Genomic DNA, 12885 nt, shown 5'->3' with positions numbered 1-12885 from the left:
ACGTCTTGCTACCGCAGACGTTGCCGATCTGCTTCAGCAAACGAGCCGGACTGTGTCGTTGTAGATGTCGGTGATCTTGTACCAGTAGCCGCCGGGGTAGTCGGGAGCCCAGGCTCGTACACCTGTACACCCAGACGGAATCAAGAACCCGTCGGTGTCCTTGAAGTACTGGCGGGATGATTGTCCGGGTTTCACGTAGGCCGTAGATCCGCTTCCCGGCGGCCAGTTGTTGGTGATCCGCAGATCGGCGTTGGCCGCGCTGTGGTTCCCGACGGTTCCGCAGAACACCCAGGTGCATTCGCCCAGGGCACCCACGGTGCTCTGCAGCTTCTCACCGGCTTGCGGGCGGCTGGCGACGGGAGCGTCGGATGCGGCGGCCGTTCCCGACAGGGCGGTCGGGACCATGAGCGCTGCGACGGCTGCGGCCGCCGGTCCGGTCCTTCTCAGTATCGGCATGGGTGTTGCCCTCCCTTGGCTTACCAGGGGCCCGGAAGGCCCATATGCAAGGCAGAGTGTGGGAGGTGGGAGCCTCTGACAACCACGCGCTGCGGGCTCCGCACAATGATGGCCAAAACAATCCGCCGCAGGATCCTGGTTCCCGGCCCCGCGCCCGCGAAGCTGACGCGGACCGCGCCGGGGGACCGCTGCACCGGCCGGTCCGACGACATCCGTACCCGCGGTGACCGCGCACACGAGCGGACTGCCTGGTCGGCGACGCAGCAGGCGGGGCGCCGTCCTTCCCCGGCTTCTTCACCGGCCGTGTCTCGGTCCTGCCGTCCGGCCATCGGACCGATACATCGGACGGGGGGCCACGTCGAACGAGAAAGGGCAGGGCGAGACGGTGCAAGTCTGGCCGGTACGGCTACGGCGCTCGGTCAAGGGCCTTCCTTGCCAGGCGGGAGCACGGCACTGCCCGCTCGCTCGGGAGCTGACCGATACCTGGCGCCCGGTCAGCGCCGCCGCCCCCACCGCGGTCACCCGCGCCGTGCACCTCACCATCGCCGCCGTCGGCTCCAGCGCCCGCTTCGGCCAGGAGCGCCGTTCGTACCCCACGGTGAAGAACCTCGGCTGCCGCTGTACAGGCTCAGAGCTCGGGCCGGCACGAAACGCACCGCGGTCGGAGCCGGAACTCACGGCCCGGCCAGCGGGAGCGCAACCACCGGTCGTGGCTGGCGATCACCACGGCACAAGACTGGTGCCCAGAGCCTCCTGCAGTTCGTCGCAGAGCAGAGGCGAGAGGTGGTTGGTGGGCTCGTCGAGCAGGAGCGCGGCGGGCCGCCTGGTCAGCAACGCGGCGAGCGCGAGCCGGCTGCGCTGCCCGCCGGAAAGGGTCCCGAGAGTCCGGTCGTACGGGATGGCGCCCAGGCCGAGTCCGGCGAGGACGATCGCAGCGCGCCGGTCAGCGTCCCAGGCCCCGTTCTCCTGCGCCCGGTCCAGCCGCACGCCGTACTCGACCAACAGGGCGGCGTAGCCGGGTGAGTCCTGTGTTGTCCCGGCGATCCGGTCGAGTCCGGCGATCCGGTCGAGTCCGACGAGTTCCTCGCGGGCTTCCCGCAGAGCGTGATCGAGCACATCGGAGATGGTCGAGGCGGCGTCGAACGGTATCTCCTGCGGCAGAAAGCCGAGGCTCGCCGGGCGGACCACGGTGCCGGCATCGGGTGTGTCCTCGTCGGCGAGCAGCCGCAGCAGGGTGGACTTTCCAGCGCCGTTCTCGCCGGCCGATCCGATCCGGCGGCCGGGCGCCGCGGTGAGGGAGAAGCCGTCGAGAACCCGGCGGCTGCCGAGCGTGCGGACGAGATCGTGGGCGAGCAGAGCAGCTTGAGGCATACGAGCACCAAACAGGGTGTGTGGTCGCGCCCGGGGCCGGAGCCGCGCACGCGAGTGGCGAAGCCCGGGCGGACGCGGCCCGCCCGAGCGTGCGGGGCGAGGTCGGTCCACCCGGGTGAGGGACGGGGGTTGCCTGCCCGGGCAGCAAGCGGTCTCCGTCCGCTGCCCGGGGCGGGTCCGCCCTACCGGCCTGAGCCGTCCTGATGTCCGGAAGCCATCTCCGGCGCCGCCGACAGGGATACGCCCTGGATCTGGAGGAGTTCACCGACGACGTCTGCTGCGTCTCGGCCCCCTTCTTCGGCAGCACCGGCTCCCCGACCGGAGCGTTCACCGTCTCCGTCCCCACGAGCCGCTTCCAGGAACGGCAGTCCTGGCTCACCACGGAGGTACGCGCCGCCGCGTCCATGGCGACCGGCCTTCTGCGCACCGGCAGGCTGACCGTACCCTCTGCCCAGCCGACGGATCCGCCCAGCGGCTGACCCCCGGCCGCCCCACCGGCCCGCCCCACCACCGGCCCCTGTTGCCATCAGCCCCTGCCAACGGCCGCGTAGCCCTGTCGCGCACGCTCCGGTGGCGACAGCAGAATCCCTGTAAGGAAAGGACAGTGGGTACCCCCATGCCTGAAACAGCCACGCTGCTCGGCTTTCTGGAGTCGATGCAGCGCATCCGGTACTTCGAGGAGGAGGTCGCCCGGCTGCGGGCGACCGACGACATCGTCGGCTCCGTCCATCTGTGCAACGGCCAGGAAGCGATCTACGCCGGAGCCTGCGCCGCACTCGACCTGAGCCGTGACGCGGTGTTCCCCACCTACCGGGGACACGGCTGGACGCTCGCCTGCGGCACACCGCCGTACCCGCTCATCGCCGAACTGCTGGGCCGCGAGAGCGGCATGAACGGCGGACGCGGCGGCTCCGCCTATCTGACCGCCCCCGACCACGGGATGTACGGCGAGAACTCCATCGTCGGCGCGGGCGCGCCGATCGCCGCCGGCGCCGCGCTGGCCGCCGAACCGATCGGCCGGCTCCTCGCCGTACTGAGGGAGTCGGGCGTCACCGAGGCGGAGCTGGACGAGACCGCCGAGCGGGTGCGTACGGAGATCACCGACGCCTCCCGCCGCGCGCTCTCCGACCAACTCGCCGATCCCGCGACCGTATGGGAGCACCTCTATGCCTGAGCAGACCAAGCGCCTCTCCTACGCCGAAGCCGTCAACGCGGCTTTGCGGCGCGCCCTTGAGGAGCGGCCGGAAACCCTCCTGTTCGGCGAGGACGTGTCCGCGCCGGGAGGCGTCTTCGGAGTGACCAAGGGGCTGCGCAAACAGTTCGGCGAGCGGGTCTTCGACACCCCCATCTCCGAGTCCGCGATCCTCGGCGGAGCCGTCGGCGCGGCCATGTTCGGGCGGCGGCCGATCGCCGAGATCATGTGGGCGGACTTCTCGCTGGTCGCGCTCGACCAACTCGTCAACCAGGCGGCGAACGTCCGTTACATCTCGCGCGGCAGGCTGAGCGCGCCGATCACCGTCCGCACCCAGCAGGGCAGTGCGCCGGGGGCCTGCGCCCAGCACTCGCAGAGCCTGGAAGCGTTCTTCGCGCATGTGCCGGGGCTGCGCGTCTGTATGCCGACGACCCATCAGGACGCGTACGACCTGCTGCTCTCCGCGATCTGGTGCGACGACCCGGTGGTCGTGATCGAGAACGGCACGCTCTACCACGCGGGCAAGCAGGAGGTACGGCTCGGCGGGGACGTGGCCTCCGTCGGCGGGAGCGCCGTCCGCCGGCCCGGCTCCGATGTGACGGTGCTGACCTGGGGCTCGATGCAGCACCGGGTGCTGGAGGCGGCGGAGGCGCTCGCCGGCCGGGGCATCGAGGCCGAAGTGATCGACGCCCGCTGGATCCGGCCGCTCGACCTGGATGCGGTGCTGGCGAGCGTCGAGCGCACCGGGCGCCTCGCCGTCGTCCACGAGGCGCACACGACCGGGGGAGCGGGCGGCGAGATCGTCGCCGCCGTCGCCGAGTCCGGGGTGGCCCTGCGCTGCCCGCCGGTTCGCGTGGGCACTCCGCCCGTCCGCATCCCGGCGGCACCGGTACTCGCAGAGGCCGTCATTCCGTCGTCGGCGTGATCACCTCCGCGATCGCCGCGTCCGTACGCGCCCCGGCGCCGGTCGGCTGAAGAGGAGACCAGGAGATGTCCGCTGCGCAGCACCAGGACGCAACCCCCGGCCGGCCGCCGGTGTCCATGCCGGCGTTCGCGCCGCCGTACGGGGTCGGCAGCGAGTCGGTGAGCCTGCGCTGGCTCACCGTGGAGTACCGCACCCGGCCGGAGACCATCGCCGCACTTCTTCCCGAGCCCCTGCGGCCGACCGGGGATCCACGGGTCGCGATCTGGGTCGCCGAGTTCATGGGGGCGGCCTTCCGGCTGCCGGACGGCAGCGTGGAACAGCGTCCGCCGTACATGCAGGCCGGGGTGTCCGTGCGCTGCCGCCGAGGGGACGAGATCGGGGCGTACCCGCTCATCTTCTTCATCGAGGGCCTCAATCACGGCACGCTCGGGAGGGAGATCTTCGGGCTGCCGAAGAAGCAGGCGCGCTCGGTGACGCTGGAGCAGCACGCCGGCGCGGTGACCGGGAGGATCGTCACCGCCAACGGCATCGAGGTGGTGACCGTCACCGGCCACGCCCCGGCTGTCGCTGCCGGCGCCGCCCCTGCCTCCACCACCGTTCATGCCCCGGTCACCGGCGGCGCTTCGGCCGCCGTCTCCGGTCACGCCCCGGCTCCCACCCCGAGCGGCGACACCCCCGCTGCCGTCACCGGTCACGCCCCCACCACCGGCGACCGCCCCGGCGACCCGATTCCCGCGTGGTTCGCCCACCACTTCACGCTCAAGCTCATCCCCAGCGCCGAAGGGCGCGGCTGGGACGTGAACCGCATCGTCCGGGTGCCCTTCCGCACCTCGGACGCCCATGACGGCTGGACGGGCACGGGCGAGGTCTCCCTCGCTCCCTCGGCCGCCGATCCGCTCCACCTCGTCGCCTGCGAGGATCCGGACCTGGACGAGCGAACCCAGGAGTCGATGACGGAGCTGGCCGCCTTGCCGGGCTGCTTGTCGGCCTGCCCGCCGCCGAGCGTGCCCGACTCGACAAGGATGGCCTCCCGCTGGCCATTGACCCGCTGCACCGCCGCCTGACCGCCCAGCTTCCCGACGGTCTGAAGTGGGAGATCGCGCCGGACCGTGAGTTGACGTACGACCACGCCGACAGCGTGGCCATGCGGGCCGCCTGCGATGATGTGATCGTCCCGTTCGAACGGGCGCTGATGCCGCTGCGCCGGGACAGGGGCCGCCGTGCTCGATCCGCGGGCGAAAGTCTGGATCTGCCGCGCCGCCTGGCGCTGCGCTACGTCCCCGCTGGGCTGCGCAGCGATGTCACGGCCGAGGACCTGGACTCGGCCGTCACCTGTCGAAAACCCATCCACCGGGGTCTTCGCCTGTCTGCCAGCCCAACTGGCCAGCTCGTCCATCAGTTGGGAAGGGGCTCAGCGACGGTGGGAGACCGTTGGTTGCGGGAGTGACGGCGTCGACGGCCGCCAGGGCACGGCACCGGTCGAGCGGAGCCGGTACGGCGGGCATCAGCAGTGCTGCTTCGTGAGGGGTCATGCCTGCGATGAGAACCTGCCGGTACGACACCCCCTCCCGCCGGCACAGCGCCTGACCAGCCGGGACGTACCCGTACGACGGCCCGTGCACCTGCCTTTCCCGGCAGCCGCCTCCGCTGCGGGTTATTGATTCGGGAGTCAGCGATTGCGCGGTCTCTATTGACTCACAAATCAGTAGCGACCTACCGTTCGGAATCAGCCAAGCGCGCGGCCGCCTTCCGGCCCCACCGCGCCGTTGTCCACCGAACCCGCAGTCGCCCTTGAGGAGTACGACCATGGGTCAGCCGGTCACCCACACCACCACCAGGAGCCGCCCCGGTGCGGAGCGCCGGCACTTCTGGATCGGCGGCACGTGGCAGTCCCCGGCCGGTGGGCCGGACGGACCGCACTCCGTCGTCGCCGATCCCACCGGGCGCGAAGCGGTGGGCCGGGTCCCCAAGGGCACGGCGGAGGACGTGTCCGCGGCCGTGACCGCCGCCCGGACCGCCTTCCCGGTGTGGGCCGCGGCGGATGTCGGCCTCCGCCGGGCACTGCTGGCCATGGTCGCCGAGGGCATCCGGGGGCGCGAGACGGAGTTCGCCGAGCTCATCAGCGCCGAGATGGGCGCCCCGCTCGACAACGCCCTGTACGTACAGACGCGGCTCGCGGCCGAGGTGTTCGAGTCCTACGCGGGCATCCTCGCCGACCACGCCTGGGAGGAGCGCATCGGCACCTCCCAGGTCGTCCAGGAGCCGGTGGGCGTCGTCGCCGCCATCACGCCGTGGAACTATCCGCTGTATCTCATCGCGGCCAAGGTCGCCGCGGCGCTCGCCGCCGGCTGCACGGTCGTCCTCAAGCCGAGCTGCGACGCCCCGCTGAACGCCTACCTGCTCGCCGAGGTCTTCGCCGACGTGTGCCCCGCGATCGGGGCGCCCGGCGGCGTGTTCAACCTGGTCACCGGCTCCGGCACGGTCGTGGGAGAGGCGCTCTCGTCCCACCCCGGCGTCGACGCGGTGTCCTTCACCGGGTCCACCGGGGCGGGCAGGTCCGTCGCCGCGGCCGCCGCCGGAACCGTCACACGCGTCGGTCTGGAGCTCGGCGGCAAGTCCGCCCGGGTGATCCTCGCCGACGAACCGGACGGCACGACGGTCAAGGACCTCGGCGAGGCGGTACGGCTGGCGCTCTCCGACGCCTTCTACAACTCGGGGCAGACCTGCACCGCCTGCACCCGCGTCCTGCTCCCCGACTCGGTGTACCAGGAGGCGGTCGACCTCGCCGAAGAGGAGGCCGGGCGCTGGACGCTCGGCGACCCGGCCCTCAGCGGCGAGCGCATCGGCCCCGTCGCCACCGCCCGGCAGTACGCCGCCGTGCCGGCCCACATCGACCGGGGAGTGGCGGAAGGCGCGCGCCTGGTCGCCGGCGGCAGGGTCCCGCAGGACCGGGTGCCCGAGGGCCTGGACGCCGGCCACTGGGTGCTGCCCACCGTCTTCGCCGATGTCACCAACGACATGGTGATCGCCCGGGAAGAGATCTTCGGCCCGGTGGTGTGCTTCCTGCGCTACCGGGACGAGCGGGAGGCCGTCCGCATCGCCAACGATTCGATCTACGGACTCGCGGGAGCGGTGTGGTGCGCCGATCCGCTCCGCGCCGAGCGGTTCGCCCGGCAGATCCGGGCCGGACTGGTCACCGTGAACAACGCCGACTTCAGCGTGTACGCCCCCACCGGCGGATACAAGCAGTCCGGAACAGGACGGGAACGTGGCGTACACGGCCTGCACGAATATATGGAAATAAAAACCATTCAATGGTGATGGAACCGCCTCGGTGCGGCGGGATGAGCCGAGTACTCCGGGCCCCGGCGCTCCTGCGTGAACCACCGTGCGCCGTCCCTTCGCTCCCGACGCCAGGGGCCGCCCTGCCGTCCGGTCATCCCGCGCAGCGGCAGCTCCACGAGAGGACATCATGACCGGACCACATCACAAACCGACCCGACGGCAGGCCCTGGGCGCCGGAGCCGCGGGCGCCGCCGCCGTCCTGTTGAGCGGCTGCGGTGGTGATCCGCCCCCGGCCCGCCCCGGCGCCCCGGCCGACGTGACGCGGTGGGCGCCCGGGCCGGGCGACCCGGCCGGCGCACGGCGCGACGGCAAGGTGATCACCGTCTGGTCCAACGAGGCGCAGTCCTACGATCCGGCGGTCGGCTGGGACCTGCACAGCTGGGAGGCCATCTCCACGGTCCTGTACGCGCCGCTCTACCAGTACGCCGGCCAGTACGACGGCCCCGTCCCGAACGCCGCTGCCGCCATGCCGCAGATCTCCGCGGACGGCAGGGTGTACACCATCCCGGTCAGACCGGACGTGCGCTTCCACAACGGCCGGCCGGTGACCGCCCAGGACTACGTCTACACCTGGACGCGCCTGATGGATCCAGAGCTCGCGTCCTGGGCGTCGAGCTTCCTCTTCGGGATCGAGGGTGCCGAGGCGGTCTACGAGCAGAAGGCCAAGAGCATCCGCGGCCTGCGGGCCCTGGACCCCCACACCCTGCGCGTCCGGCTCACCGAGCCCGATGTCCTCTTCTCCGCACTGCTGTGCATGCCGTACACCGCCGCCCTGCCCGGCGAGGAGATCCGCCGCCTCGGCGCCGAATTCGGCCGGACCCCGGTCGGCAACGGCCCGATGCGCATCACCCGCTACGACAGCAAGGGCCGGCGGGCGGTCTTCGAGCCGTTCGACCAGTACTTCTGGCGCGGCACCCCGCTCATCGACACCTTGGAGTACCGCTGGGGCATCGACTACCCCCTCCAGACGCTCCAGCTCAGCGGAGGCCGGGTCGACGTGCTCGGCGAGGGCCTGGTGGCCAGCCAGGCGGCCCGCTTCACCGCCGACGCGTCCTCGCGCGAGCGCTTCGTACAGCCCATTCCGGTCCGCGGCACGCAGTGGCTCTCGGTCAACCAGAAGCGCAAGGAACTGCGCGACCCCCGCGTCCGGCAGGCCCTGAACTGGGCGGTCGACCGGGAGCAGCTCATGCGCCTCAACTTCGGCCTGTCGGACCCGTGGGGCTGTCCCTTCCCCAAGAGCCTCGACCGCTACCGGCGCACCGCGAAGCCCTACACCCACGACCCGGACCGGGCCCGCGCCCTCCTCAAGGAGGCGGGCGTGCACCGGCTCCGCCTGGACTTCCTGCACGGCACCCAGGACCCCTGGCCGCTGCTCGGACAGGTCCTCCAGCAGCAGTTCGACGCGGTGGGAGTGGAGATCGAGCTGAACGCCATGAGCCAGTCCGCCTTCGAGCTGGCCACCTCCAAGGGCGAGGGCGACCTCTACGGGTCGCACCTCTACATCACCCTGAACAGCGCCCTCGAACTCGTCTCCTCCAACTTCACCTCGTCCGCCCCGTACAACTACGCCGGATACCGCAACGCCCGCGTCGACGCACTCACCGTCAAGGCCCGCAAGGCCCGCACCGCGGAGGCCGCCAACTCGCTCCTCGCCGAGGCCGAGGACGAACTCGTCCGCGACGCCGCCGGGGTCTTCGTCGGCAGCATGAACTTCCTCGCCGCACGTGCACCGCAGATCCGCAACTACCAGATGCGCGGAGAGACGGGCACCTACTACGACCGGTTGTGGGTGAAACGATGAGTGCTCTTCCCGTCTCCGCGCAGACGCCCGCGCCCGCCGCGGCGCCGTCCCCCGGGCAGATGGGCCCCCCGGCGGCCGCCGCCGCGGCCCGGTCCGTCCGGAAGGGAGGGAGCCGGCTGTGGATCGCCGGGCTCTGTCTGTTCGGCGTACTGGGCCTGCTGGCGCTGCTCGCCCCGCTGGCCGGATCGCCGTACACGATCTACACCGACAGCCTCACCGCCAACGGCCTGCCCAGCGGGATCGGGGCGCCGGGCCATCCGCTGGGGACCGACGCCATCGGCCGCGACATGCTCGCCCGCTCGCTCCACGGGCTGCGGGCCACCCTGGTCATCGCCCTCGTCGCCAACGTCACCTCCGTCGGCCTGGGCGCCCTGGTGGGACTCGTCGCCGGTTTCTACCGGGGCTGGATCGAGCAGGGCCTGATGCGCCTGGTCGACGTCTTCCTGTCCATCCCCACCGTGCTGTCCGGCCTGGCGCTGGCGAGCATCGTGGGCCGCGGCACCACCGGCATCATCATCGTCGTCACCGCCCTGTACTGGGCCTGGACCGCACGGCTGGTGCACGGCGAGACCGCGCGGCTGCGCAGCCGCGGGTACGTCGAAGCCGCCCTCGCGCACGGCGTGAGCCGGCACACGGCGCTGCGCCGCCACGTGCTGCCCCACCTGTCCACCATCCTGCTGAACGTCGCGGCGCTCAACGGCGCGGCCGTCGTGGTCGTCGGCGCCGGCCTGTCGTACCTGGGAGCGGGTATCCAGCCGCCGGTCCCGGAGATCGGCAACATGCTCGCCGACGGCTCCGACAGCATGACCTACGCCCCGCACACCCTCGTCATCCCCCTCGTCCTCGTCATCGCGACCGTCCTGGCCTTCGTCCTGATCGCCGAAGGGCTCAACCGCCGCAACCCCCTCTCGGAGCGACGCTCATGGCTCGACGCATAGGCATACGCATCCTGCTGGGCCTGTTCACCGTCCTGGCGGTGGTCCTGCTCACCTTCGTCCTGCAGTACGTCGTCCCGGGCGATCCGGCACGCAGCATCGCCGGACCGAAGGCGAGCCCGGAGGTCCTCGCCGAGATCCGCGGACGGCTCTACCTCGACGACCCCCTCTGGTCCCAGCTCGGCCACTACCTCAGCTCGGTGGCGACCGGAGACCTGGGAACCTCCTACTCCAACGACCGCCCCGTCCTCTCGCTGATCCTCGAACGGCTCCCCGCCACCGCCGTCCTCGCCGCCGCCGCCCTCCTGGTCGAGCTCGTCCTCGGCGGCCTGTGGGGACTGTGGGAGGCGTTGCGGCCCAAGCGCAGCTGGCTGCTGGCCACCGCCAACGTCGGCCTGCTGTCGATGCCCGTCTTCTCCCTGGGCTTCCTGCTGCTACTCCTGTTCGGGTACCAGCTGCCGATCTTCCCGATCGACGGCGGCACCGGCCCGGCCCAGATCGTGCTCCCGGCGCTGACCCTCGGCATCCTGGGCGCCCCCTACTACGCGAACGTCGTCCGCGACAGCACGCGCGAGGCCCTCTCCTCGGCCTATGTGCGCACCGCGGTCGCCAAGGGCCTCAGCCGCCGGCGGATCGTCTTGCGGCACGTGCTGCGCAACACGGCGTCCCCGGTGACGACCCTGCTCGGCATGGACGTGGCGGTGTTCCTCTCCGGTGTCGTCTTCGTCGAGACGATCTTCGGCTGGCCCGGCATCGGCCAGATGCAGACCTCGGCGTTCGCAGCCCTCGACCGGCCGCTGCTCACCGGCACGGTGATCGTCGCTGCGACGCTCGTCGTGACGGCCAACCTGCTGGTGGACCTCATCAGGACCGCCATCGACCCTCGTGCCGCATCGGAGACGCCATGACCATCAACCGTGAGGCACCCGCTGTCCGCCGTCTCGGCAGCGACGTCACCATCGACGGCCTCAGCGTGGCCTACGGAGACTTCCACGCCCTGCGGGACGTCTCGCTCCACGTGCCCGCCGGCACCACCACGGCCCTCGTCGGCGAGTCCGGCTCCGGCAAGTCCACGCTCGCCCTGGCGGCGGGCCGGATCCTCCCGGCGGGCGCGCGGATCACCGCCGGGTCGGTACGGGTCGGGGAGGTCGAACTGACCGCCCTGGACGGCAAGGACCTGCGCGAGGCACGCGGCCGTACCGCCGCCTACCTGGCGCAGGACGCCTCCGCCGCCCTCAACCCGGTGATCCGCGTGGGCCGGCAGATCGCGGAGGTCCACCGGGTGCGCAACGGCGCGAGCCGGGCCGAGGCCGATCTGCTGGCCCGTCAGGCCCTCGCGGACGTGGGCATCCCGGACCCCGACCGCGTGGCCCGGCTCTACCCCCACGCGCTGTCCGGCGGCATGCGCCAGCGCGTGATCATCGCGATGGCACTGGCCTTCCACCCCCGGCTGCTCATCGCCGACGAGCCGACCACCGCGCTGGACGTGACGGTGCAGGCCGAGATCCTCGGACTGGTCAGCCGGCTTCAGCAGGAGTACGGACTCACCGTCGTCTGGATCACCCACGACATGTCGGTCGTGGCCGAGACAGCCGACCACGTGGCCGTGCTGTACGGCGGCCGGCTGGTCGAGCACACCGATGTGCTCAGCCTGTTCGAGGGTGCCCGCCACCCGTATACCCAGGCGCTGCTCACGTGCTTCCAGAGCGGCCGCAACGCCGGCCCCAAGGAGCCCTTCACCACCATCTCGGGAAGCCCGCCGGTCGGCGTGGTCCCGGACGGCTGCCCCTTCTACACCAGGTGCCCGCACGCGGAGGACCGCTGCCGCACCGACCTGCCCGAGCCGCGGCAGCTGGCGGAGGACCACGTCGCGGCCTGCCACCGGCTGGAGGTCGTCCGATGAACGAGGAGGCAGCACCGGACGGGGCGCCCGCGCAGCCGCCCCTGCTGGAGGCGACCGGCATCACCAAGCGGTACGGCCGCTACACCGCCCTCGACGCGGTCGACCTGCGCATCGAGACGGGCCGTACCGTCAGCATCGTGGGGGAGTCGGGCTCCGGGAAGTCCACCCTGGCGCGTGTCGTCGTCGGCCTGGAGCGCGCGGACAGCGGCACCGTCCGCTTCCGCGGCGAGCCGGTCCGCGGCCGGCGGGCCCGGCACGCCTTCCGCCGCAGCGTCGGCATGGTCTTCCAGGACCCGTACGAGTCGATCGACCCGCGGCTGACGATCGGCGAGGTCGTCGCGGAGCCGCTGCGCGCCCACGGGCTGTACCGCAAGGACGGCGCCGCGCGGGTCCGCGAACTGCTGGACTCCGTCGGTATGGAAGGGGTCGAGCCCGGCGCCTACCCGCACCGGTTCTCCGGCGGCCAGCGGCAGCGCATCTGCATCGCGCGGGCCCTGGCCACCGGCCCCGAACTGGTCATCTGCGACGAGCCCACGTCCGCGCTCGACGTGTCCGTCCAGGCACAGATCCTCAATCTGCTGCTGGACCTCCAACAGCGGCGCGGGCTGTCGTACTTGTTCATCACGCACGATCTCGACGTGGTCCGTCGGATCAGCGACGAGGTCGAGGTGCTGCTGCGCGGCACGGTCGTGGAACGCGGCAGCGCCGAGCAGGTCACCGGCGACCCCCGGCACGAGTACACCCGGCGGCTGCTGGGCGCCGTGCCGGCCATCTCGCCCCGGGAGCGGCGCATCGGGGCACCGCTGGCGGCCGCGACCCCGTCCGGGCCGGCGAGTACGGAGCAGGCCCCGGCGTGACCGGGCGGGGGGGGGGGGGGGGGGGGGGGGGGGGGGGGGGGGGGGGGGGGGGGGGGGGGGGGGGGGGGGGGGGGGGGGGGGGGGGGGGGGGGGGGGGGGG

At 72.0% G+C, this 12885-nt stretch carries 12 protein-coding genes and 1 pseudogene; 11 read left to right on the top strand and 2 right to left on the bottom strand.

What is annotated here, in order from left to right; translation table 11 throughout:
• Positions 1-33 precede the first annotated feature (33 nt).
• Together ACFYT4_RS26190 and ACFYT4_RS26185 are read right to left on the bottom strand one after the other, a co-directional pair.
• Positions 34-456, bottom strand: a complete 423-nt coding sequence (locus ACFYT4_RS26190; RefSeq protein WP_389273810.1) for a hypothetical protein — start codon at positions 454-456, stop codon at positions 34-36.
• Positions 457-1159: 703 nt separating this feature from the next.
• Positions 1160-1827, bottom strand: a pseudogene (locus ACFYT4_RS26185) (ATP-binding cassette domain-containing protein); the annotation flags it as partial.
• Between the two features lie 203 nt (positions 1828-2030).
• Here ACFYT4_RS26185 and ACFYT4_RS26180 point away from each other — a divergent pair.
• From ACFYT4_RS26180 to ACFYT4_RS26130, 11 genes are all read left to right on the top strand, one after another.
• The gene (locus tag ACFYT4_RS26180) at positions 2031-2306 is read left to right on the top strand and encodes an IclR family transcriptional regulator C-terminal domain-containing protein (protein ID WP_389273807.1); all 276 of its coding nucleotides are present in this window, start codon (positions 2031-2033) and stop codon (positions 2304-2306) included.
• 137 nt (positions 2307-2443) lie between these two features.
• A complete protein-coding gene (locus ACFYT4_RS26175; RefSeq protein ID WP_389273804.1) occupies positions 2444-3001 on the top strand; it encodes a thiamine pyrophosphate-dependent enzyme in 558 nt (185 codons plus the stop codon).
• Positions 2994-3944: an alpha-ketoacid dehydrogenase subunit beta gene (locus ACFYT4_RS26170; protein WP_389273801.1), complete on the top strand. Its 951-nt coding sequence runs from the start codon at positions 2994-2996 to the stop codon at positions 3942-3944. The genes ACFYT4_RS26175 and ACFYT4_RS26170 overlap by 8 nt, the downstream gene beginning before the upstream one ends.
• Positions 3945-4009: 65 nt before the next feature.
• The gene (locus ACFYT4_RS26165; protein WP_389273798.1) at positions 4010-5008 is read left to right on the top strand and encodes an acetoacetate decarboxylase family protein; all 999 of its coding nucleotides are present in this window, start codon (positions 4010-4012) and stop codon (positions 5006-5008) included.
• A 50-nt stretch (positions 5009-5058) separates the two neighbouring features.
• Positions 5059-5391 (top strand): hypothetical protein, encoded by a 333-nt coding sequence (locus ACFYT4_RS26160; protein WP_389273795.1) that lies wholly within the window; start codon positions 5059-5061, stop codon positions 5389-5391.
• A gap of 359 nt (positions 5392-5750) precedes the next feature.
• Entirely contained in the window at positions 5751-7265 is a 1515-nt protein-coding gene (locus ACFYT4_RS26155) for an aldehyde dehydrogenase family protein (RefSeq protein WP_389273792.1), read from the top strand.
• A gap of 151 nt (positions 7266-7416) precedes the next feature.
• Positions 7417-9090 (top strand): ABC transporter substrate-binding protein, encoded by a 1674-nt coding sequence (locus tag ACFYT4_RS26150; protein ID WP_389273789.1) that lies wholly within the window; start codon positions 7417-7419, stop codon positions 9088-9090.
• Positions 9087-10028 (top strand): ABC transporter permease, encoded by a 942-nt coding sequence (locus ACFYT4_RS26145; protein ID WP_389273786.1) that lies wholly within the window; start codon positions 9087-9089, stop codon positions 10026-10028. Before ACFYT4_RS26150 ends, ACFYT4_RS26145 begins: the two co-directional genes overlap by 4 nt.
• On the top strand, positions 10013-10933 hold the full coding sequence (locus ACFYT4_RS26140) for an ABC transporter permease (protein WP_389273783.1): 921 nt from the start codon (positions 10013-10015) through the stop codon (positions 10931-10933). The genes ACFYT4_RS26145 and ACFYT4_RS26140 overlap by 16 nt, the downstream gene beginning before the upstream one ends.
• A complete protein-coding gene (locus tag ACFYT4_RS26135) occupies positions 10930-11928 on the top strand; it encodes an ABC transporter ATP-binding protein (RefSeq protein ID WP_389273780.1) in 999 nt (332 codons plus the stop codon). Before ACFYT4_RS26140 ends, ACFYT4_RS26135 begins: the two co-directional genes overlap by 4 nt.
• Complete coding sequence (locus tag ACFYT4_RS26130) at positions 11925-12785, top strand: ABC transporter ATP-binding protein (protein ID WP_389273777.1); 861 nt, start codon at positions 11925-11927, stop codon at positions 12783-12785. Before ACFYT4_RS26135 ends, ACFYT4_RS26130 begins: the two co-directional genes overlap by 4 nt.
• The last annotated feature ends 100 nt before the right edge of the window (positions 12786-12885 follow it).

Source organism: Streptomyces sp. NPDC004609 (assembly GCF_042873655.1).
Classification (GTDB): domain Bacteria; phylum Actinomycetota; class Actinomycetes; order Streptomycetales; family Streptomycetaceae; genus Streptomyces.
Note: the sequence above shows the minus strand (reverse complement) of the source record. Positions and strands in the feature narration are given on the sequence as shown.